Source organism: Stenotrophomonas pavanii, assembly GCF_900101175.1.
Taxonomy (GTDB): Bacteria; Pseudomonadota; Gammaproteobacteria; order Xanthomonadales; family Xanthomonadaceae; genus Stenotrophomonas; species Stenotrophomonas pavanii.
This window is the reverse complement of sequence record NZ_FNFQ01000015.1, coordinates 1-21,164: the sequence shown is the minus strand read 5'-3', so window position 1 is coordinate 21,164 and position 21,164 is coordinate 1. Positions and strand designations below refer to the sequence as shown.

Sequence of the window (21,164 nt, the reverse complement as noted above, 5' to 3'; positions counted from 1 at the left end):
ACCAACGCCCACCCTCGACACGGCGCTGTCGCCGCCGCATGTCATCATTTCCCCCTGGCTGGCGCCTGGCGCCGGCCCCACCTTTCCAGATGCTGGAGACGTTTCCATGAAGATCCGTTACGCCCTCGCCCTCGCAGCGCTGCTGCCGATCCTGGCTGCCTGCAAGGCTGATGACGGCAGCACCAACACCACCGCGGCCCCGGCCGCACCGGCCGCCGCCCCGGCCACCCCCGAACCGGCCGCTGCGCCGGCGGCGGGCAGCGAAGGCGCCGCGCCGGCTGCCGCCGAAGGCGACAAGGCCCCGGCCGAAGCGACTCCGGCCGCCGCGCCGGCCCCGACCACCGCCGCGCTGACCGGTCCGGCCCCGGTGGAAGGCGCCGATTACCAGGTGATCCCGAACGGCCAGCCGTTCCAGCCGGCCGCCGGCAAGATCGAAGTGACCGAGATCTTCGGCTACGTCTGCCCGGCCTGCGCCGCGTTCCAGCCGCTGGTCGGCCCGTGGAAGGCCGGCCTGCCGAGCGACGTCAACTTCGTCTACGTGCCGGCCATGTTCGGCGGCACCTGGGATGACTATGCCCGTGCGTTCTACGCCGCGCAGACCCTGGGCGTGCAGGAAAAGACCCACGAAGCGCTGTATGCCGCCATCCACTCGCAGAAGACCCTGAAGGGTGAGCGCGGCCGTGATTCGGTGGAAGACATCGCCAAGTTCTACGCCGCCTATGGCGTGGATCCGAAGCAGTTCGCCGCCACCATGGGCAGCTTCGCAGTGAACGCCAAGACCAACTCGGCCAAGCAGTTCGCCCAGCGCAGCCAGATCAGCGGCACCCCGTCGATCATCGTCAACGGCAAGTACCTGGTGAAGGGGAAGAGCTTCCCGGACATGCTGCGCATCGCCGACCACCTGATCGCCCGCGAACGCGGTGCGGCCCAGGCTCACTGATCCAAGAGACGCATTTCCCGGCCGTGAATTCCCCCCGTACACGGACCCTGCGCTTGCTGACGGCCAACATCCAGGCCGGCTCAAGTACCCGCCGCTACAGCGACTATGTGACCCGCAGCTGGTCACATGCGCTGCCGGCGGGTCGCAAGCGCAGCAGCCTGGACGCGATCGCCACCCTGGCGCGCGACCATGACATCGTCGGCCTGCAGGAGGCCGACCCGGGCAGCCTGCGCTCGGGCTTCACCAACCAGACCCACTACCTGGCCCAGCGCGCCGGCTTCAACTACTGGAGCCACCAGCCGAACCGGCGCATGGGCGGCGTGGCGTCCAGTGCCAATGGCCTGCTGAGCAAGCTGGAACCGGTGGAAGTGCAGGACCATGCCCTGCCCGGCCGCATCGGCGGGCGTGGCGTGCTGCTGGCCAAGTTCGGCGACGGTACCGATGGCCTGGCGGTGGCGGTGGCGCATCTGTCATTGGGTGCGGGCTCGCGGATGTCGCAGCTGGGCTTCATCGCCGAACTGCTGTCCGACCACCCCAACGCGGTGCTGATGGGCGACTTCAACTGCCTGGCCGAACGCCCGGAAATGCAGGTGCTGTACCAGAAGACCCGGCTGCAGCCGCCCGACTGCATCGTGCCGACCTTCCCCAGCTGGCGCCCCGATCGCGCCATCGACCACATCCTGGTCAGCAGCGGACTGCTGACCCGCACCGTGGAAGCCGTACCGGCCGCGTTCTCCGATCACCTCGCCCTGGCGATGCAGATCGACGTCCCGACTGACGCCCTGCGCTGAACCGCCGCCCTGGTAGGTGCGGACCGTTGGTCCGCACGCTTCGCGCCGGCCGCCGCCGGGCGCCCCCTAAATCAGGGCATAAACGACTTAATCCCCTCCGTCCCCTTTTTTCAGGCGGTGACGGGTGCCTTCAGGCGCCGCGCGGTCATCGTGCTGCCCACCGAGGCCAGCACCGTGCAGCCGATCGCCAGCCACTGCAGCCCATGCAGGTGTTCGTGCAGCAGCAGCATCGCCCACAGTGCGGCCACCGCCGGCTCCATGCTGATCAGGATGCCGAACGTCTCCTTCGGCAGGCGCTTGAGCGCCATCATTTCCAGCGACATCGGGATCGCGCTGGAGACCAGCGCCACCAGCAGGCCGGCGGCCAGGATCTTCGGGTCCAGCAGCGCCGCGCCGGCGTGCACCACGCCCACCGGCACCACCACCAGCGACGCCGCCAGCAGCCCCAGCGACACCGAATGCCCGGCGTGCAGGTGCCCGGCACGCTTGCCGAACACGATGTACAGGCCCCAGCACGCCGCAGCACCCATCGCATACAGCACGCCGGCCGGATCCAGCGCCGGGCCGCCGCCGATCGGCAGCAGCAACAGCAATCCCACCGCCGCACAGCCCACCCAGAGGAAATCGATCGGTCGTCGTGACGACAGCATCGCCACCGTCAGCGGCCCGGTGAACTCGATGGCCACCGCGATGCCGAAGGGAATCGTACGCAGGGCCATGTAGAACAGCAGGTTCATCAGGCCCAGGGTGAGCCCGTAGCGCAGGATGGTGATCGCATCCGCGCGGCCGGTCTTCCAGCGCCACGGCCGCCAGAACAGCAGCAGCAACAGGGCCGAGAAGCCCACGCGCAGCGCGCTGGTGCCCTGCGCGCCGATCAGCGGGAACAGGTTTTTTGCATAGGAGGTGCCGATGGCCAGCGAGGTGACCGAGCCAAGCACCGCCAGCGCCGGTAACATCGGCGCGAGTCGTGGGGTCTGCATGGGCAAAGTCTATTGCGCCGGCGCCGAGCACTTGGCTCAATTGACGGCCCGTTCGTGCAACTTCTGCTCGCCATGGCCACCGCCCCCGTGCTCGACAGCTTCGACCGCGCCATCCTCGACCTGCTGCAGCGGGACAACACCCTGCCGCAACGCGAAATCGCCGAGGCTGTGCACCTGTCCGCGCCGGCCGTGCAGCGCCGCATCAAGCGCCTGCAGGACGGCGGCGTGATCGCCGCCAACGTGGCGGTGGTCGACGCGGCCAGGGTCGGGCGACCGCTGACCATCATCGTCGAGGTGCGCGTGGTCAGCGAGCAGCGCGACCGCGTGGCACCGTTCAAGCGCCGCGTGCAGGACGACCCGGCGGTGCAGCAGTGCTACTCGATCACCGGCGATGGCGATTTCCTGCTGCTGGTGTCGGCCGCGTCGATGGAAGAGTACGAGGCGATCACCGAGCGGCTGTTCAGCGCAGATGACAACATCGAGCGCTTCCGCACATCGGTGGCGCTGGGCACGTTGAAGCGCAGTTTCGAGGTGCCGCTGGCATGACATCCGCTGATTCCCCTTCCGCGGCCCGCCGCCTGCGCCGCTGGCTGCTGCGCGGCCTGTGGCTGGCCGTGGCCCTTGTTGCGGTGATGGCGGTGTGGAACAGCCCGTGGGCGGCCGCACCGAAGATGCTGTGGACACTCTCGCGGATGCCGCCGGCCACCGGACTGCCGGTGCCCGTGGACGGCGTCAGACCCGGGCAGATCGCCGATACGTTCGGCGCACCGCGCGGTCGCGACCGCTCCCACGCCGGCATCGACATCTTCGCCAGGCGTGGCACCCCGGTGCGCAGCGCCACGCCTGGCGTCATCGCCGACGTCCGTGAGGGTGGCCTCGGCGGGCGCCAGGTGTGGGTGATCGGGCCCGGTCGCGAACGCTACTACTACGCGCATCTCGAAGACTGGGCTGAGGGCCTGGCGCGCGGCCAGGTGGTCCAGGCCGGCGACCTGCTCGGCCACGTCGGCGACAGCGGCAATGCCAAGGGCACGCCCCCGCACCTGCACTGGGGCGTCTACGGCACCGACGGTGCCCGCGATCCGCTGCCACTGCTGCGCTGACCCCAACTGTTGCGTCGGGCCCTGCCCAAGCGCCTTCCTCGTTCAGGATTTGTAAATAGGAATAGTTCGTATTAACATTTCTTTCGTTTCCGGTGGTGCCAGGACGGCCTGCCCGCCCTTCCCCTACCCGTAGCGCCTCGCCTCCTGGATGCCGGCCGAGCGCGCGTGCTCGCCCAGGACCTCCATGACCCGTTCCGCCCTCCGTATCCCGCAGCCGCAGCGGCTGTCCGTTGCCGTGCTCGCCGTGCTCTGCAGCGTGGCCCCGGCCGCCTTCGCCGACACCGCCGCCGACCCGACCACGCTGGACAAGGTCGTGGTCAAGGGCGAACGCGCCGAAGGCTATTCGGTGCGCCGCACCTCGGCCGGTACCCGCTTCGACCTGGCGCCGCGCGAGATCCCGCAGTCGCTCAGCATCATCAGCCACCAGCGCATCGAAGATCAGAAGCTGGACGACATCATCGACGTGCTGGCCAACACCACCGGCGTGACCAGCACCCAGTCCGACAGCGAGCGCACCGAGTTCTACGCGCGTGGCTTCTACATCGATGCCTACCAGTTCGATGGCCTGCCCACGCAGATGGTGCAGAACTGGAGCTACGGTGACTCCGGGCTGGACCTGGCGCTGTATGACCGTGTGGAAGTGGTGCGAGGTGCCACCGGCCTGCTCAGCGGCGCCGGCAACCCGTCCGCGTCGGTGAACCTGATCCGCAAGCACGCCGACAGCGCCGAGCTGGCCGGCAGCGTGTCGGTGAACGTGGGCAGCTGGGGCCGCACCCGCACCACCGTGGATGTGGGCAGCGCGCTCAATGCCAGCGGCAGCGTGCGTGGGCGCGTGATCGGCAGCTATCTGGATACCGATGGCCAGATGGACCGCTACAACCAGCGCAAGACGCTGGGCTATGCGGTCATCGATGCCGACCTGACTCCGGACACCCAGCTGAGCGTGGGCTACGACTACCAGCAGAAGCGCGCCAATGGTGCGACCTGGGGCGGTTTCCCGATGTGGTACGCCGATGGCAGCCCGACCAACTACCCGACCTCGTTCAATCCGTCGCCGGACTGGACCTACTGGGACACTACCAGCAAGCGTGCGTTCGCCACCCTGCAGCACGCCTTCAGCAACGGCTGGAAGTTCAGGATCGGCGCCACCCACGACCGCACCAACGCCGACGACAAGCTGTTCTATCCGTCCTACACCGCGTTCGACAAGGCCACCGGCACCGGCGTCACGCCGATGGCCGGCTTCTACAACACCGAGCGCAAGGTCGATGGCATCGATGGCTACATCGACGGCCCGTTCCAGCTGTTCGGCCGCGAGCACCAGTTCATGGCCGGCCTGAGCTACAACAAACGCGAATTCGCCAACTACGGTGACTTCCAGATGGGTGGCCCCGGCACCGGCTGGAATCCCTTCAGCTCCTATCTCGACTGGACCGGCAACATCGCCCAGCCGAACTGGAACCCGCTGGCGCTGGCCAGCCAGGGCACCATCACCCAGAAGGCCGGCTATGCCGCCACCCGTCTGTCGCTGGCTGATCCGCTGAAGCTGATCCTCGGTGCGCGCTACACCAACTGGAAGAGCGAAGGCGAGAACGACGACCGCGAACACAAGGTGACCACCCCGTACGCCGGCCTAGTGTATGACATCAACGATACCTACTCCGCGTACGCCAGCTACACCGAGATCTTCCAGCCGCAGACCGCCCGCGACCGCAACGACCGTTATCTCGACCCGGTCGACGGCAAGAGCTACGAGGTGGGCGTCAAGGGTGCCTGGTTCGACAACCGGCTGAACGCCTCGCTGGCGGTGTTCCGCATCGAGCAGGACAACGTCGCCCAGATCACCAGCGAGCCGATCATCGGCCGTCCGGGTGAGTTCGCCTCGATCGCCGCACGCGGCACCGTCAGCCGTGGCTTCGAATTCGAAGTGAACGGCGAACTGGCACCGGGCTGGAACGCGACCTTCGGCGCTTCGCGCTATGTGGCCAAGGACATCAACGGTGCCGACATCAACACCAACCTGCCGCAGACCGCATTGAAGCTGTTCACCAGCTACACCCCGCAGTCGCTGCAGGAACTGACCGTCGGTGGCGGTGCCAACTGGCAGAACCGCATCTATTACGCCGCGCCGGTGGTGGGTCGCTTCGAGCAGGAAGGTTACGCACTGGTCAGCGCCTTCGTGCGCTACCGCATCTCGCCGGAGTTCAGCGTGCAGGCCAACCTCAACAACCTGCTGGACAAGAAGTACTACTCGCAGATCACCGGCTACGGTGCGTACGGCGATGGCCGCAATGGCTCGCTGACGTTCACCTGGGCGTTCTGATCAGACGCGGGGTACGACCACCCCGCGCCTGTTGAGCCGAGCGCGGGCTCGGCTCTACGCCCGCAAGGCAGCGCCGGAACTGACCGGCGCTGCCACCGTCACATCAGAACCGCAGGTCCGCGCGCAGGTACCAGTAGCGGCCACGCGGGATGTCGTAGGTCGAGGCGTCATACCCGTTCAACGAACACGACAGGCAGATCGGCGGATCCTTGTCGAACACGTTGTTCAGGCCCGCGGTCAGCTGCAGCCCCTTCATCCAGTCGATCTTGTAGCCCACCTGCACGTCGTGGAAGGTGGTGGCCGAGAGCGTGTTGGTACCGGCGGCCTGGTTGCTGCAGACCGGGAATGCCACCGCATCGCCACAGTTCTCGGTCAGCTCGGAGATGTGCCGCACCGTCCAGTTCGCACTCCAGCGGTCCAGCGTCCAGCCGATGCTGGCGTTGCTGGTCCACTCTGGAATGGAGCTGTCGGCCACTTCCACGCCCGGCTTCTGCGGCTGCTTCTGCCCGGCCGCGCCGGTGGCTTCGTATCGACCGACGAAGGTGTTCTTCCAGGCCAGCTTGAACTGGCCGACCGAGGTCTGCGGCAAGGTCCAGAACAGGTCCACGTCCCAGCCATCGGTCTTGATCGAGCCCAGGTTGGTCAGGCGGTTGTTGAAGCTGCTGACCGCGCCGGTGCTGGCGCGGGTGATGCCACCGCAATACAGCGGGTCAAGCGTGTCCACGCACAGGTCCAGCTGGGTCTGGGCGTTGATGGCCTGGATCGCACCATCGATGGCATGGCGGTAGAAGGTCACTTCCACATCGAAGCGCTCCGACCAGGACGCGTTGTTGCCGAACCACGGACTCCACACGAAGCCGGCGCTGAAGCTGCGCGAGCGCTCCGGTTCCAGCTCGCGGTTACCGCCGGTGGTCACCGAGATCTGCGAGTTGGCCTGCTGGAAGCCGGCCGGGACGCCCAGCGCGGCGCAGTTGGCGGCGCTGCCGCGCGGCGGCGTACCGCCGAGGCCCACCGAGCACGGATCGAACAGCTGCAGGTCGGCGCGTGCGGCCGAGCCGTACAGCTCGCCGATCGATGGCGCCCGGAAGCCCTCGGCGTAGGTGGTGCGCAGCACGAAGTCGTCGGTCACCTGCCAGCGCAGGCCGTACTTCGGGGTGAACTCGCCACCGAAGGTGGAGTAGTCCGAGTAGCGGCCGGCCAGGCTCAGGTCCAGCTTCTTGCCCAGCGGCGAGTCGGCGAAGATCGGAACGCTCAACTCCAGATACGCTTCGTTGACGTCATACGAACCGGACGTCGGCTGCGACGGCACACCGTTGTAGTGGCCGATCACCGTCAGCGGGTCGGGCTGGTACCAGCCCTTGTACTTGCGATATTCGTAGCCGCTGGCGAACGATACCGGACCCGCCGGCAGGGTGAACAGGTCGCTGGACAGGTTGGCGGTGAACAGGCTCAGCTCGTTCTGGCTGCGGTCGCGCACCACCGGCTGGATCCACTTCAGCATGTCCGGGGTGATCGAGCCGGCGCCACCGAAGATGTTCAGCGGCACGCAGCCCGGGGTTGCCGCACACACCGCCGGATCGCCCAATGCCAGGTTGACGTTGTAGATGTTGTAGCTGCCGTAGTTGGTCTGTTCGGCCTTGTTCTTGCTGTACATGCCGTTGACGTCCCAGTACCAGCTGCGGTCGGCGGCATGGAAGTTGCCGACCAGGCCGGTGGCCACGTAGGTGGTGTTGACCTCCTGCTTGAACACGCGTGCCCCGCCCTCCACCGGACGGCGGCCGATCAGGCTCATGTTGTCGCCGGACACCAGATCGAAACCGAACGGGTTGTACGGGTTCAGGCGCGAGACCACGATGTTGTCGGCCAGCGGGTTGCCGGTGGCGCCGTCAGGACCGAAGAACAACGGCTCCGGTCCGGCCTGGTTGGTCGACTCGCGGCGGTTGCCCAGCGCCTTGATGTACCACTGCACGTTGTCGGTGATGTCGAAACGGAACTGGCCGAACAGGCCTTTGCGCTCCGACGGCGTGAGTACCATGTTGTATTCGGCGAAGTTGAAGCGGTCGGCGGTGGTGAAGCAATGGTAGTCATCGCTGCGGTTGCAGCCGGCGCTGCCGTCGTACCGTGGATTGCTGACACCGCTGTTGGGCACGATGTTCTGCACCGCGCCGGTGTTCGGATCGGTGAACATGAAGCGGCCCTGCGGGATGCCACCGCTGCCGAAAGCCAGGCCGGTGCCGGGAATCGGGAAGCGCGACTGTTCGCGGTCCTTGGCGAACACCGGATCCTGCTTGGTCCAGCTGGCGCCCAGGAACAGGCTGAAGCGGTCGCCGCTCTTGCCCCAGGCCAGATCCACGCCCTTCTGCGTGCCGTCGCCCTTGCTGTACTCACCATAGTTCAGCGTCACCTGGCCGCCGTCGAAGTCGCGGCGGGTGATGATGTTGACCACGCCGGCGATGGCATCGGAGCCGTACAGCGACGATGCGCCGTCTTCCAGCACCTCGATGCGTTCGACGATGGCCAGCGGGATGGTGTTGAGGTCGGTGGCGGCACCCACACCCGATGCGGACGACTCGTTGACCCAGCGGATGCCGTCGACCAGCACCAGCACGCGTTTGGCACCGAGGTGGCGCAGGTCGACCTGCGCCGAGCCGGCACCCACGCCGCTGCCATCCGGCGGGAAGCCGAAGTTGCCGGACGAATTGAACTTGGCATTGAGCGCCGAACCCGAGCCGGTCAGTTGCTGCAGCACCTCGCTGATCGAGTTCAGGCCGGTGCGTTCGATGTCACCGCGGGTCAGGGTCTGGATCGGGACCTGGCCCTCGACTTCAGCGCGCTTGATGCGGGTACCGGTGACTTCCACCGCATCCAGGTTGGTGGTGGATTGTGCAGCGGCACCCAACGGGGCCAGGGCCATCACGCACAGCGCGACGGCAACCGCCAACGGGCGGTGGTGCAGGTGATTCATTCGCTCTCTCTCCAAAGGAATGTCGGGACATGGACTGCCGCGCTCCCCCCTGCATGGCGGCAGCGTCTCCTTTGTAAACAAGTGGTAAAAATCGCGACGTGACCGGCGACACCTTTTCACGCAACCCTGACGAATGAACCATCGGCATCCGCAATTGGTTCAATATCTAGGAATTATTTTAAATTCCAGACTTTTGCCAGCTTGAACCACGAATCGGGCAGAGACTGGGACCTCCGACACTCAAAGCGAGGTCCAATCGTGAAAGCAACTACTGCCAGACTGCAAGCAGCGATCATCGCACTTGTCTTCTTTTCATTTGCAGGTGAATCCGAAGCAGGCGGCCTCATCGAATGCAACAATTGCGTATCGCCCAAATCCGTCGCTCTACAGTCTGGATCTGGACTCACAGTGATAATTGACTTCGAAAAAGCACAACTGACTGCATTCGATGTTGAATATGATCGGGAAATGAGAAAATGGAGAGCCCTTCCAACCCCCGTACCCAGCCAGATCCAAATGGCATTTCTCCGGATTGTGGAAAGCGTATCTGGCGTTAGTGATCAGCCGAGCCACGCTTTTCCAGATGCGGGGGGAGGCGCAATGGTTCCCCTCCACCCCGACAATCCGGGGAATTCCAATGGGATGCGATTTCCAGAGTCATACAAATCGTCCGACGCGTTCGAGATCGTCAGCTCGGCGACCATGAGGACGCGACTAGGCCAGTATTTGGCCCTAGAAATCGCAGGGGCCAATACAAGCAACCCAGCGTGGAACAGCTTCGCGCTTTCCATACAGCAATTTTCGCTCAACTGGGCAAGCATAAAAGGGGGCGGATCAGTCAATATAGTAATTACTTGGAGAGACGGATCAAAAACCCTCTATCGAATCACCCCTGATAACGTAGCAGAGGCCAAATACCAGAAAGGTGAGAGCCGGGACGGCACTGGAAACAAGGTCCCAGATGAGACCATTGCAGACCCTGTCACGGCTCCTTCTTACGCTGGACAGTACTACTTCCGCCACGACGGCGACGTCGACAAATGGGTCCGCACTGCTCAGATGTATGGTGTGCCGGTCCAACGCGGGTCCAGCAGTCGGATTTCCTGCAGCTGGGACGGCCGCACAGTCTATTGCCAGCAATACTGACTAAAGGTGGACGCTGTTGAGGCACACCGCCCCCCAACAGCGCCCCATCCATCTCACCGCACGAAGGCAATCCGCTCCATGCCGGTCGCCTCGGCCGCAGCCAATATCCGCGCCATGCCTTCGTACTCGGCCGCCGGATCGGTGGCGATGCGCAGCTCCGGCAGGTTGCCGGCATGTTCGCCCACCTGTGCCTGCAGGCGCGCCTGCAGCTCACTGATCGCCATCGGCTGGCCATTCCAGCTGAGCTGGTTGCCAGCGTCCAGGCGTAGCTCGATCGGCGGGGGCGGTTCGGGACGGTCAACCACGCGATCGGTGGCCTGTGGCAACTGCACGGCGATTGGCCGGGCCACGATCGGCGCGGTCACGATGAAGATGATCAACAGCACCAGCATTACATCCACCAGTGGCGTGACATTGATGTCCGCCAGCGGGCCGCTTCTTCCTGCGCTACTGAACGCCATGTGCCGCTCCCTGCAGCCGGGCCGTTCGCCCAAGGCCGACGTTACGACGACTGTCACTCGCTGCGGCAGGGGCTTCTACGGATTCATTCAGCTGTCGTTGCCGACGCCCGGCGTGCACGCAATGCGAAACTGAATTCAGCCACCGCCCGCTATGCTGCATGCCATGACCCGACGATCTCCGACCGCCCTGTCCCTGCTGCCCTTGGCCACCACGCTGCTGATCGGCTGCGCCAATGCCCAGTCCCTCGACGCCCAGAACGCGCAGTTGAAAGCCGCGATCGCGGCCGCCGAACGCGGCCAGTTCGATCCTGGCCAGGCCGCTGCGCTCAGTCGCCACCCGGCGTACGGTTGGCTGGAGTACGCCAACCTGCGCCGCAACATCGACACCGTCGATACCGCGCAGGCACAGGCCTTCCTCAAGCGCTATGAGGGCCAGGCCGTGGCCAGCACGTTCCGCAGCGTGTGGCTGCCCTCGCTCGCCCGCCGCCAGGACTGGCCGACCCTGCTGGCCAACTGGGCGCCCACCGACAACGCCGGCCTGCGCTGTGCGCAACTGACCGCGCGCCAGGTGACCGGCAAAGTCGATCCGCAGTGGATCAGCGAAGCGCAGGAGCTGTGGCGCAAGAACGGCAAGCCGCTGCCGGACAGCTGCGATGCGGTGTTCACCGTGCTGCAGGCCCAAGGCGGCCTGAGCGACGCCCTGCGCTGGGAACGGATCGATGCCGCCGCCGACGCGCAGCAGCCCGCCGTGATGCGCAGCGCGGCCCGCGGCCTGCCTGCCACCGATCTGGCACTGGCCAACACTTACGCCGCCTTCGTCGACAAGCCCAATGCCAGCGCCCTGAACTGGCCGCGCAACGAGCGCAGCCGGCGCATCGCCACCGATGGCCTGGCCAAGCTGGCCAAGGCCGACCCGGCCGCCACCGAACAGCAGCTGCCGCAGTACGCGCAGGCACTGGGGCTGAGTGCCGACCAGCAGGGCCAGGTGCTGTACCAGATCGCGCTGTGGACGGTGGCGTCCTACCTGCCCGATTCGGCACGCCGCCTCAACGCGGTGCCGGAGTCGGCCTATGACGAACGCCTGCACGAGTGGCGCGTGCGCGAAGCGATGTCGCGCGGCGACTGGCCGGCGGCGCTGACCGCCATCCGCAAGATGGGCAGCAAGCAGCGCAGCGACCCGCGCTGGCGCTACTTCGAAGGCCGCATGCTGGAGAAGACCGGCCAGGCCCAGCAGGCGCAGCCGCTGTTCCGCGAAGCCGCACGCGCACCGACCTTCCACGGTTTCCTTGCCGCCGACAAGCTGCAGCAGGGCTATACCCTGTGCCCGTGGAAGCCCAACGACAGCGCGCAGGCACAGGCCGTGATCGCGCGCGACCCGGCCATCCAGCGGGCGATGGCGCTGTACCAGATCGACCGCGCCGGTTGGGCCGTGGCCGAATGGAACAGCGCGCTGTCGCGCTTCGATGACACCCAGCGCCGCCTCGCCGTGCGCGTGGCGCAGGACAACGGCTGGTTCGACCGTGCCGTGTTCGCGCTCGGCAAGCAGCCGCAGGAACAGCGCCTGTACGACCTGCGCTTCCCGCTGCACCACGACGCCACCATCCGCCGCGAGTCGGCACGCAACGCGATCGATCCGGCCTGGGTGGCGGCGGAGATCCGCGCCGAGAGCACGTTCACCCCGCGCGCGCGCTCGCCTGCCAACGCCATGGGCCTGATGCAGGTGCTGCCGGCCACCGGTGCCAGCGTGGCCAAGTCGATCGGCCTGACCGGCTACGGCGGCGCCGACAGCCTGTACGACCCGGACACCAACATCGCGATCGGCACCGCCTACCTGCGCCAGCTGATGAACAAGTACGATGGCCTGCCGTACGTGACCATCGCCGCGTACAACGCGGGGCCGACGCCGACGGCACGCTGGCAGGGCCAACGCCCGGGCTTCGATCCGGATCTGTGGATCGAGACCATCAGCTACAAGGAAACCCGCGAGTACGTCGCCCGCGTGCTGGCCTTCAGCGTGATCTACGACTGGCGCCTCAACGGTGATGCACTGCCGCTGAGCGACCGCCTGATGGGCCGCCTGGTGGACAAGCGCAAGCGCTTCAGCTGCGCGGCCGACGCCGAGCAGGGCGGCGATTGATCGCAACACGGTACTGCCGGCCGCTGGCCGGCATTCCCCGGTGTCCACGCCCTGGGGAGTGAAACGATGAGCCTGCTGGCCTGGATCAGGCTGGCCGCTGTATCGGTAGTGCCGGCCGCTGGCCGGCAGCTTCGGGGTGACTGCGGTTGCCGGCCAGCGGCCGGCACTACCGGTGCATCTGCGCCGGGCATGCGATGATTCCCGCCATGAAGATCTATCTTGTCGGCGGCGCCGTGCGTGACCGCCTGCTGCAGCGACCTGCCGGCGACCACGACTGGGTGGTGGTCGGTGCCACGCCCGCGCAGATGGAAGCGCAGGGCTACACCGCCGTTGGCCGCGATTTCCCGGTGTTCCTGCACCCGAAGACCGGCGAGGAATACGCGCTGGCGCGCACCGAGCGCAAATCCGGTCGTGGCTACCGCGGCTTCGTGGTCGATGCCGATCCGGCGGTGACGCTGGAGGAGGACCTGCAGCGCCGCGACTTCACCATCAACGCGATTGCCTGCGACGAAGACACCGGCACGCTGGTCGATCCCTACGGCGGTGTGCGCGATATCGAGCAACGCGTGCTGCGCCATGTCGGCCCTGCGTTCGTGGAAGATCCGCTGCGCGTGCTGCGCGCGGCGCGCTTCATGGCGCGCTTCGCGCCACTGGGCTTCACCGTCGCCGAAGAGACCATGGCACTGATGCGCGAGGTCGCCGCCAGTGGCGAGCTGGACGCGCTGGTGCCCGAGCGCGTCTGGCAGGAGCTGCGCAAGGCGCTGGTCAGTGAGCGGCCATCCGCGTTCCTGCGCACATTGCACGGTGCGCATGCACTGGGCCCGATCCTGCCCGAGCTGGAAGCGCTGTATGGCGTGCCACAACGTGCCGAATTCCACCCCGAGGTCGATACCGGCATCCACCAGGAAATGGTCAGCGACATGGCTGCCAGGCTGGCGCCGGGCGACGACCTGGTCGGTTTCGCGGCCCTCACCCACGACCTCGGCAAGGGCCTGACCCCGCCGGAGGAATGGCCGCGCCACATCATGCACGAGCAGCGCGGCATCAAGCCGCTGAAGGCACTGTGTGCGCGGTTGAAGATTCCCGCCGAACACCAGCAGCTGGCTGAAGCGGTGTGTCGCGAGCACTTGAACGTGCACCGCATCGACGAACTGCGCGATGCCACCGTGCTGGAACTGCTGGGCCGCTGCGATGCGCTGCGCCGGCCGGAACGCGTGGTCCGCATCGCACTGTGCTGCGAGGCCGACAAGCGCGGCCGGCTCGGCTTCGAGGACGCCGACTACCCCCAGGGCGAAACGCTCAAGCGCCTGCACCAGGCGGCGCTGTCAGTGCAGGCGCGGGACCTGGATACCACGCACCTGAAGGGCCCGGCCATCGGTGAAGCACTGGCCAAGGCGCGGGTGAAAGCCATCGCCGCCGCCCGCTGATCCGCAACCGCCGTGGCGGCCGCGCACCGACTCCCATGGGTAGTGCCGGCCGCTGGCCGGCACCCCTATATCACTGGCTTCAGTGCGCCATGCCGCGGGTGATCGCCGCCGCACGCTGCTTCAGCTGGGCCACGGCATCGGGAATCATCTCCATGCCCACGTCCAGGCCCGGGTTCAGCACCAGGCCGACGCCGTCGCCGATACCGGCCAGCAGCGCGTGCACCGCGATCGGCATGGCATGCGCAAACTGCGGCAGCTGCTCGTGCCACAGGCCGGCACGCTCGGGGGCAGTGAACACCGCGAACATCGGCTCGCCGCTCTCGCTGGTCAGCACCAGCGGCGAGATGCTTTCGTCCCAGGCGCCATCCTCACCAATGGCCTTGTCCAGCAGCACGAACGCCGTCGAGGTCAGCAGGCCGTCGAGGAACTGCGCTGCGGTCAGCGTGCCGTCCTGGGCCTGCAGCAGGCGCACCTCGAGGTCGTTGAGGGGTTCGAACGGGGTGTCGTGGTCCATGGTCGGTTCCGGTACGTGGTTGCAGGCTGCAACTTTAGCAGGCCGGGCACGAGGCACGGCAGCGCCTCGGCAGGGACACCGGCTTCAGCGGCCGATGAGGCTTTCCGCGGGAATGCCCAGGTTGCGGTGAAGCTTCCGGATCATTTCCAGAGTCAGACCGCGCTTGCGATTCAACACCTCATAGACACGGTTGAGCTGGCCGATGGACGGCACCAGATCCTTCACGGTCAGACCGCCCTGCTCCATGCGGAAGCGGATTGCGTCGATGGGATCTGGCGGTTCGATCGGGTAGTGCTTCGCTTCGTAGGCTTCAACCAGCGTTACGAGAATTTCGAATCGATCGCCCTCCTCGCTGCCCGGCTCCGGCTCGTTGTCCACATAGGCCGAAATCTCGCGCAGCGCATTTTCGTAGTCGTTTTCCGTACGGATGGGCTGGATGTTCATAGAAGCTCCACAGTGTCGGCGTCGATCCGGTCGTACTCGGCGTGGGTGCCAATGAACTTGATGTAGACCACCTGAAACCTGTAACTCACAGCGACGATGAGCCGGTAGCTGTTGCCCTTTATGTTGAACACCACACGACTGTTCGCCACGAAACTTGCGCTTGCATAACGTTGGCGTACGTCGTGCGGCGTGTCCCATACGGCGTGCCTGACTTCGTCGTACCAGGACCTGAGCACTGCTTCCGAATCAGGGTGACGTTCCCAGAATCGTTTCAGCGTCGCCAAAGCAACCACCTTCATCCGCACATCCTAGTCCCAATATGGGACATAAGCAACCGTTTCATCTTCATCAGCGGCCGATATAGCCGTGCCGCCATAGCCAGCCCAGCGCGGCCAACCCGGCCACGCCCACCAGCATCAACGGCAGGCCGAAGCGGTGCCGCCACGGGATCGGCACCCCGCCCAGCTGCTGGTCCATGGTCTCGGTATCGAGCACCCAGCCGTGCTCGCACCGGGTGCAAGCCAGTTCGTAGCGGCGCTGGTAGGTGAACCCGAACAGCAGGTCGATGCGCGCCATCCTGTAGCGCAGCTGCGGGGCGAACTCGGTTTCCGTCTGGCAGCGCAGGCAGTGGTGCGCTTCGGTGGGGCCGACGATCAGCACCCGTTCCTGTTGGCCGATCAGGATCATGACCGGTTGCCCCGGCAGGTGGGCTGGGCCAGCAGCCAAGCCTGGGCGGCGGCGACGGTGGCCGCGTCACCCTCCACGCGCTGGTCGGGCTCGATCTTCAAGCCATCGCCACGATCATTGCGATCCCGCATCACGCTGGTGGTCAGCAGCAGGCGACTGCCATCGGCAAGCGTGTGCACGACATTGCCGGTGGAGACGCCCGCGGTCGGCTGGCCGAAGCTCCGCGCCTGCGGCCGGCCACGCCACGCCAGCACCGAGGCCTCGCCCGAACTGGCAGTGCGGGGCCCGAACAGCACCGCCACCGGCGCACCAGGCTGCCGCAGCGCGTGACCCGACTGGCCGAAGTCCAGCAGCGGCTTGCCCGCCAGCTGCACGGCAGTCGCCGTCAACGTCCAGCGCTGCGGTCCTTGCGCGGTTTCGAACGCGCCGACGTCCTCGTTGTTCACCACCGAGGTGCGCAGCAGCGGTGCCATGCCCAGCAGCATCGGCCACATGGAGCCGCCACCGTTGTCCCGCAGGTCGACGATCCAGCCACAGCGCGCGCCGTCGTCCTTGCTGCGGATGACCTGCTGCCACCGCGCGGCACGCTGGATGTCCTGGCGGAATTTTTCCTGCGGCGTCGCGCCCGGCGAGGAGGCATAGCCCTCGATGACCACCCAGCCGATGCGCGCATCCACCGCATCAGCGGCCTTGGCCCGGTCCACGGCGGCGGCACCGGCCTGCTGCGCACGCGCGAGGGATTCGCGCTGACGCTGGGTCGTGGTCCACGCACCATGGTGGCCGGTGCTGAGCGCAATGACTTCGCGCAGAACGGCCAGCCGTTGCCCGGGATCCCCCTGCGCCGATTGCAGGCGGATGCGGATGGCGGGCCAGTCCACCCGGTCGCGATACAGCGCCTGGCGTTCAAGCAGGTTGAGGATCTCGGCCTGGGCCTCCGGCGAGGGCATCTCGACCGCGCCCGGCGTATCGGCCATGGCGCCGGTCGCCAGCAACACGAGCATCAGCGCGCCGATGCGACGCACTCCCTTGCGAACCTGCATGCGACGCTTCCTTGTCGTTGAATCAGGACCGCAGCATAACCGGGGCATAATAGCTTGCGCCACGCGCGAACTGTCGTATCCGGCCCGGTCGCGGGTTGCAGCAAGGCGGCTTACGTGCGGTCAACACATTGCAACTTTGCCCATGTCATCGCGGCGCACAACGCGCCAAGGTGGCCCCGTCGGCGCTTCCTGCGCTGACCGGGATTGGCGTCCTGAATGAAGCTACCGAAAGGCGGGCTTGCGGCCATGTCGCGGGCTCGAATACTGCACCGTCTGTCGTTCTGCGGCGGGCGGTGCGTGGGGATCCTCCCGATCCGCCGGCTTCGTTTCCTTTCGGTAGCTTCACCGGCACGCCAACCCGCACCGCCCGCCACCTTGCGCTTTGCAGGTGGCCTTGCCTCGTGAGGTTGCCGCCATGAACACGCCCCACCCCACCTATCCACGCCTGCAGGCATTGCTCGGCGCTGCACTGCCCGGCCTGCAGCTGTCCACTGCCGTCGCCGAAGCGTTGGAAGATGCTCTCGCCGAAGCCAACGAACAGGCGCCGCCGTCGGCGTTCTTTGCCCGGTTGCGCGGCATCGCGCACAGCCACGCAGCCGACGGCCAGGCGTGGCGCGAGCGGCAACTCAGCGAGGCGCGCGGCCGGGACCTGGCGGAGGCAACGCGCTGCCTGGCGGCAGTGTCTGCGTGTGGGGGCGTGTTGCTGGCGGCGCAGTCGGCACGCGAGATGGATGATGCGCAGGCGCAGTGTCCGCCGCAGGTGGAGGAAGGCTTGCTGCACGCAGTGGTGGTATTGGCCGATCATGCCGGAGCGTTGGTGGAACCGGATGCGTGCGCACCGCTGCTATAGAGCTGCGCCTATGCCCGGCTGCGCAGAGGTCATGGCGTGGGTGGGATTCGTGCCGACCAAGGTCGGCACCTACCCAAGGTTGCGGTTGTCACCAGTCCGCGCGCAGGCCGATGTTGCCTTCGATGATGCGGCGCTTCTCGTTGCGGTCGCCGCCCAGCTCGCGCGTGTAGTCGGCGACGGCGTACGCACTGATGGTGCGGTTGAAGCGCCCGACCACACCCAGACCAGCTTCCAGCGCGCGTGAGCGCTGCGAATTGACGATCACGTCGTCGTCGAAGCGGATACGGTCTTCATCGGAACCACCGTGCCAGTAGTTGAGCTTGAAGTACGGCTGCCAGCCGTTGTCTGCCAGCTGGTAGTCGCCGACCAGGCGCAGGCCGATGCGGCCGGTCCAGGCGTTGTCGTTGTCGAAGCGCACACTCGATACTTCATCGCGACGGTCATCCAGCGAAGTGCGCTGCCAGATCACCTGCACCTGCGGTTCCAGCCACCATGCGGACTGCCCGAAGTGCAGCAGCGGCTTGCCCGCCTCCACCGACACGCTGGTACCGTCGCCGCTCAGGCCGAAGCCGAGCCCACGCGAGGAACGCACGCGGCCGTCGTAGCGGCTCTGCATCGCCACGGCGTCGATGTAGCCGCCACTGCTGTCGGTGAACGTCCAGTACAGGCCCACGTGCTTGTCATCCAGGCGGTTCTGGCCTACCTGCACGTTCTCCCAGCCCAGGGCCAGGCCGGTGGTCTTGCCCTGCGCGCGGGTGCGGCCAACGAATACGCCGATCTGGTTGCGGTGGTTGTAAGACGCCGCAGCCCACACGTCGAGGCCGGCCTGCAGGCCCATCACATCGCCATCGAAGCCCGGCTGCGCATCCCCCTTCCAGTGGATCTCGCTGCTCTGCCCCACCAACCGGCCCCAGGCGGTGCGGAATGCGCCCTGGTTGTACAGCAGGCGCTGCTCGCCCTGCCGCTCGTGGAACGTGCCGAGACTGGCCAGCGAGGTCTCGCGCAGCAGCGGTGGCACCACCGCGTAGGCGGCGGTCTCCACGCGGTACAGCGGCACCACCGCGCCTTCGGCAGGGCGTGCACCCGGCGTTGGCGGCGTACCGGTTCCGGGCAGCGCACCGCCGGCCACTGGCACGTCCGGCACCGCCGGGTCGCTGGGCGGCGCCACCGGCGCCGGTTCCGGTGGCGGCGGTGGCGGCGCGGTCTCGCCGGCGGTCAGGTCAGGATCGGTGGCGCCTTCCGGTGGCGGCGGCGGTGCCGGGGTGATCGCCGGCGGCGGTGCGACCGGCGGCGTCAGCGGCGGTGGCGCGGCGCTGCCATCACCGTTGGGTGCCGGCGTTGGCCCGGTCACCAGCGTCGATCGCAGGTACCAGTTCTCGCTGGTGCCGGCGCTGACACCGCCCTTGAACAGGAAGTACTCGTAGGCACCGGCCGCGACCGGCGCAAACAGCGAGAATGCGCCCGGCGCGGTGCGGCCACCATTCAAGGCCTGCACCACCAGGATGCCATCGGCCAGCGTGGCGGCACCGCTGCCGCCCGCATTGAGCACGCCGATGCCGGTGGTGCCGGTGGCGGAACCGCCATCGATCACCAGGCGGTCGCTGGTGGAATTGTCTGCGCCCAGCACGGTGCGCAGGTACAGGCCACCGCCGTCGCCGCGATAATTGCCGCGCACGGTGAACACGTCGCCTGCGCCGGTGCCGGTCAGGTCGATGCGCCCGGCATTGACCATCTCCACCAGTGCACCACTGTTGAACGGACGGATAGAATGGCCGCCACTGCCTGCATAGACGGTGCTCGTGTCATCCACCGTGAGCGTGCCGGTGCCGGTACTGCTGTCGCCCAGCACCAGATCGCCATCGAAGGTCAGCTCGGTGCTGTTGGCCAGGCGCACCGTCTCCCAGTTCTGGAAACGGCCCACGCCCGCCGTCTTGACGTTGCTGAGGTCGAGCTGGTCGATGCCGCTGCCACCGTCGAACAGCGGCACCGCCCCCAGGTTGCCCTGGTTGAGGTTGCCGAGGGTGGCGACGTCGTTGTCCGGCCCCATGTCGATCGCACCGTAGACGATGCCACCGCCATTCCAGTTGAAGGTGTCATCGCCGGTACTGAGCAGCACCTGCCCGCGCACGGTGCCGTCGGTGATGGTCACGCTGTCGTTGCCGCCGCTGACGCTGATGTTGCCGCCGATATAGGCCGTGCCAGAAATGATGATGGTGTCGGTGTCGAAGCCGGTCACCACGTTGCCATCCACGGTACCGCCGGACTGGTCCCACAGGTTCTTGTCCAGCTTCATGTTGACGCGGCCGATGCGGCCTGCGGTCATCCAGGCCTGGTCACCATCCTCGAACGCACCGATGATGCGGCCACCGCTCATGCGGAAGGTATCGATGTTGTCGCCCTGCTGCAGCGCGCCGATCGTGCCGCCACTCATGACGAAATCATCGCGGCCACTGCCCTGCGCCACCACGCCGGTGACGGTGCCACCGGTGACGGTCATCTGGTCATCGCCACTGCCCTGGTCGACGCTGTCGATCGTACCGTTGCCCAGCACCAGCACGTCGTTGCCATCGCCCTGCAGGACGCCGCCGCTGATGCTGCCGGCCTGCATGTCCAGGCGGTCATTGCCGGCACCGAACTGCACGCCGGTGCGCCCGCTGATCGTTCCGCGGTTGACCAGCACGCTGTCGCCCGCGCCGACGAACTGCAGCGCGGTGTTGTTGCCGGTACTGATGCTTCCCGCATTTTCGACGCGGCTGCCGCCACCGAGCTGGACCGCCACGCCGCCCACCGAACTGATCGTGCCCAGGTTGGACAGCAGGTGCCCACCGGCCCCGACAAGCGAAATCGCGCTGCTGCCACCGCCCTGCTGCAGTTGTACCGTGTTGGCGACAGTGACGGTGATGCCGGCGGCGCCATTGGCGGTGACGGGCACGGTCTGCGGGTTCGGCGCGTTGGCATCGCAGGTGACCGTCTGGCCGGCGACGGGGGCGACGCTGTCACAGCCGGCCCAGGCGGCGCTGGCGGTCAACAACATGACCGACGGAACAGCCATGGCCTGCAGTACGGAAACAGTGAGGCGGCGCATACGCACTGCGCGCGGAACGGCACGGGACATACAGCACTCCTGGCAAGGGATCAGGAACTGCGGATATGCGGTACTGCGAGCGCAGTCTGCGCCGTGGTGAATGGTTTCGTCAGGTGAATTTGCGTGCCGCTCATCACAGTTCAGATGCGAACTTGATCGGGCATCACCTGGCCTCTACGTGCCTGAAATCGTTCATTTTTGCGGCAATCACACGCCACGCGGAGAGCATCCACGCATGGCGTGGATCTTATCTCTTGCCGATCTGGCACCTTGG

18 protein-coding genes are annotated in these 21,164 nt (G+C 66.7%); 9 read left to right on the top strand and 9 right to left on the bottom strand.

Annotation, left to right across the window (positions count from 1 at the left end; all coding sequences use genetic code 11):
* The first annotated feature begins 106 nt into the window (after nt 1-106).
* The gene (locus BLS66_RS19545) at nt 107-940 is read left to right on the top strand and encodes a thiol:disulfide interchange protein DsbA/DsbL (protein WP_057495004.1); all 834 of its coding nucleotides are present in this window, start codon (nt 107-109) and stop codon (nt 938-940) included.
* 53 nt (nt 941-993) lie between these two features.
* Nucleotides 994-1,731: an endonuclease/exonuclease/phosphatase family protein gene (locus BLS66_RS19540; RefSeq protein ID WP_180995892.1), complete on the top strand. Its 738-nt coding sequence runs from the start codon at nt 994-996 to the stop codon at nt 1,729-1,731.
* Nucleotides 1,732-1,841: 110 nt separating this feature from the next.
* On the opposite strand, the gene BLS66_RS19535 is transcribed toward BLS66_RS19540, so the two are convergent.
* On the bottom strand, nt 1,842-2,711 hold the full coding sequence (locus tag BLS66_RS19535) for an EamA family transporter (RefSeq protein WP_049466456.1): 870 nt from the start codon (nt 2,709-2,711) through the stop codon (nt 1,842-1,844).
* 72 nt (nt 2,712-2,783) lie between these two features.
* On the opposite strand from BLS66_RS19535, the gene BLS66_RS19530 reads away from it, so the two are divergent.
* The 3 genes from BLS66_RS19530 (at nt 2,784) to fhuE (ending at nt 6,134) form a co-directional block, all read left to right on the top strand.
* Entirely contained in the window at nt 2,784-3,257 is a 474-nt protein-coding gene (locus BLS66_RS19530; RefSeq protein ID WP_053461375.1) for an Lrp/AsnC family transcriptional regulator, read from the top strand.
* Nucleotides 3,254-3,811: a M23 family metallopeptidase gene (locus BLS66_RS19525; RefSeq protein ID WP_064239180.1), complete on the top strand. Its 558-nt coding sequence runs from the start codon at nt 3,254-3,256 to the stop codon at nt 3,809-3,811. Before BLS66_RS19530 ends, BLS66_RS19525 begins: the two co-directional genes overlap by 4 nt.
* A 184-nt stretch (nt 3,812-3,995) precedes the next feature.
* Entirely contained in the window at nt 3,996-6,134 is a 2,139-nt protein-coding gene (fhuE, locus tag BLS66_RS19520) for a ferric-rhodotorulic acid/ferric-coprogen receptor FhuE (RefSeq protein ID WP_074726592.1), read from the top strand.
* 103 nt (nt 6,135-6,237) lie between these two features.
* Here fhuE and BLS66_RS19515 read toward each other — a convergent pair whose 3' ends face one another.
* A complete protein-coding gene (locus BLS66_RS19515) occupies nt 6,238-9,048 on the bottom strand; it encodes a TonB-dependent receptor (RefSeq protein ID WP_425513298.1) in 2,811 nt (936 codons plus the stop codon).
* Between the two features lie 309 nt (nt 9,049-9,357).
* Between BLS66_RS19515 and BLS66_RS20685 the strand changes: the two genes are divergently transcribed.
* Entirely contained in the window at nt 9,358-10,245 is an 888-nt protein-coding gene (locus tag BLS66_RS20685; RefSeq protein ID WP_130768659.1) for a hypothetical protein, read from the top strand.
* Nucleotides 10,246-10,298: 53 nt separating this feature from the next.
* On the opposite strand, the gene BLS66_RS19505 is transcribed toward BLS66_RS20685, so the two are convergent.
* Entirely contained in the window at nt 10,299-10,706 is a 408-nt protein-coding gene (locus tag BLS66_RS19505; protein ID WP_049466446.1) for an ExbD/TolR family protein, read from the bottom strand.
* A gap of 151 nt (nt 10,707-10,857) precedes the next feature.
* On the opposite strand from BLS66_RS19505, the gene BLS66_RS19500 reads away from it, so the two are divergent.
* Both BLS66_RS19500 and BLS66_RS19495 read left to right on the top strand, forming a co-directional pair.
* Nucleotides 10,858-12,843, top strand: coding sequence for a transglycosylase SLT domain-containing protein (locus BLS66_RS19500; RefSeq protein ID WP_074726591.1), 1,986 nt, complete (start codon nt 10,858-10,860; stop codon nt 12,841-12,843).
* A 206-nt stretch (nt 12,844-13,049) separates the two neighbouring features.
* Nucleotides 13,050-14,270, top strand: a complete 1,221-nt coding sequence (locus BLS66_RS19495) for a multifunctional CCA addition/repair protein (protein WP_074726590.1) — start codon at nt 13,050-13,052, stop codon at nt 14,268-14,270.
* Nucleotides 14,271-14,349: 79 nt separating this feature from the next.
* Here the strand turns inward: BLS66_RS19495 and BLS66_RS19490 are convergent, their stop codons facing one another.
* From BLS66_RS19490 to BLS66_RS19470, 5 genes are all read right to left on the bottom strand, one after another.
* Nucleotides 14,350-14,784 carry an SseB family protein gene (locus BLS66_RS19490; RefSeq protein ID WP_005419309.1) on the bottom strand — a complete coding sequence of 145 codons (435 nt, stop codon included), beginning with the start codon at nt 14,782-14,784 and terminating at the stop codon, nt 14,350-14,352.
* Between the two features lie 84 nt (nt 14,785-14,868).
* Nucleotides 14,869-15,228 carry a helix-turn-helix domain-containing protein gene (locus BLS66_RS19485; protein WP_064239186.1) on the bottom strand — a complete coding sequence of 120 codons (360 nt, stop codon included), beginning with the start codon at nt 15,226-15,228 and terminating at the stop codon, nt 14,869-14,871.
* Nucleotides 15,225-15,527: a type II toxin-antitoxin system HigB family toxin gene (locus tag BLS66_RS19480; RefSeq protein ID WP_064239187.1), complete on the bottom strand. Its 303-nt coding sequence runs from the start codon at nt 15,525-15,527 to the stop codon at nt 15,225-15,227. Before BLS66_RS19480 ends, BLS66_RS19485 begins: the two co-directional genes overlap by 4 nt.
* Before the next feature lie 49 nt (nt 15,528-15,576).
* Complete coding sequence (locus BLS66_RS19475) at nt 15,577-15,915, bottom strand: hypothetical protein (RefSeq protein WP_074726589.1); 339 nt, start codon at nt 15,913-15,915, stop codon at nt 15,577-15,579.
* The gene (locus tag BLS66_RS19470) at nt 15,912-16,955 is read right to left on the bottom strand and encodes a S41 family peptidase (protein ID WP_074726588.1); all 1,044 of its coding nucleotides are present in this window, start codon (nt 16,953-16,955) and stop codon (nt 15,912-15,914) included. Before BLS66_RS19470 ends, BLS66_RS19475 begins: the two co-directional genes overlap by 4 nt.
* Before the next feature lie 415 nt (nt 16,956-17,370).
* Between BLS66_RS19470 and BLS66_RS19465 the strand changes: the two genes are divergently transcribed.
* Nucleotides 17,371-17,805 carry a hypothetical protein gene (locus BLS66_RS19465; RefSeq protein ID WP_049466433.1) on the top strand — a complete coding sequence of 145 codons (435 nt, stop codon included), beginning with the start codon at nt 17,371-17,373 and terminating at the stop codon, nt 17,803-17,805.
* Nucleotides 17,806-17,893: 88 nt separating this feature from the next.
* Here the strand turns inward: BLS66_RS19465 and BLS66_RS19460 are convergent, their stop codons facing one another.
* Nucleotides 17,894-20,920, bottom strand: coding sequence for an autotransporter family protein (locus BLS66_RS19460; RefSeq protein ID WP_074726587.1), 3,027 nt, complete (start codon nt 20,918-20,920; stop codon nt 17,894-17,896).
* Between the last annotated feature and the right edge of the window lie 244 nt (nt 20,921-21,164).

Coding starts and splice junctions, on each gene's coding strand:
- BLS66_RS19475 (WP_074726589.1), bottom strand. CDS start 15,915: ATGATCCTGATCGGCCAACAGGAACGGGTGCTGATCGTCGGCCCCACC.
- BLS66_RS19515 (WP_425513298.1), bottom strand. CDS start 9,048: ATGGCCCTGGCCCCGTTGGGTGCCGCTGCACAATCCACCACCAACCTG.
- BLS66_RS19470 (WP_074726588.1), bottom strand. CDS start 16,955: ATGCAGGTTCGCAAGGGAGTGCGTCGCATCGGCGCGCTGATGCTCGTG.
- fhuE (WP_074726592.1), top strand. CDS start 3,996: ATGACCCGTTCCGCCCTCCGTATCCCGCAGCCGCAGCGGCTGTCCGTT.
- BLS66_RS19545 (WP_057495004.1), top strand. CDS start 107: ATGAAGATCCGTTACGCCCTCGCCCTCGCAGCGCTGCTGCCGATCCTG.
- BLS66_RS19465 (WP_049466433.1), top strand. CDS start 17,371: ATGAACACGCCCCACCCCACCTATCCACGCCTGCAGGCATTGCTCGGC.
- BLS66_RS19535 (WP_049466456.1), bottom strand. CDS start 2,711: ATGCAGACCCCACGACTCGCGCCGATGTTACCGGCGCTGGCGGTGCTT.
- BLS66_RS19505 (WP_049466446.1), bottom strand. CDS start 10,706: ATGGCGTTCAGTAGCGCAGGAAGAAGCGGCCCGCTGGCGGACATCAAT.
- BLS66_RS19500 (WP_074726591.1), top strand. CDS start 10,858: ATGCTGCATGCCATGACCCGACGATCTCCGACCGCCCTGTCCCTGCTG.
- BLS66_RS19525 (WP_064239180.1), top strand. CDS start 3,254: ATGACATCCGCTGATTCCCCTTCCGCGGCCCGCCGCCTGCGCCGCTGG.
- BLS66_RS19495 (WP_074726590.1), top strand. CDS start 13,050: ATGAAGATCTATCTTGTCGGCGGCGCCGTGCGTGACCGCCTGCTGCAG.
- BLS66_RS19480 (WP_064239187.1), bottom strand. CDS start 15,527: ATGAAGGTGGTTGCTTTGGCGACGCTGAAACGATTCTGGGAACGTCAC.
- BLS66_RS19460 (WP_074726587.1), bottom strand. CDS start 20,920: ATGTCCCGTGCCGTTCCGCGCGCAGTGCGTATGCGCCGCCTCACTGTT.
- BLS66_RS19530 (WP_053461375.1), top strand. CDS start 2,784: ATGGCCACCGCCCCCGTGCTCGACAGCTTCGACCGCGCCATCCTCGAC.
- BLS66_RS19490 (WP_005419309.1), bottom strand. CDS start 14,784: ATGGACCACGACACCCCGTTCGAACCCCTCAACGACCTCGAGGTGCGC.
- BLS66_RS19485 (WP_064239186.1), bottom strand. CDS start 15,228: ATGAACATCCAGCCCATCCGTACGGAAAACGACTACGAAAATGCGCTG.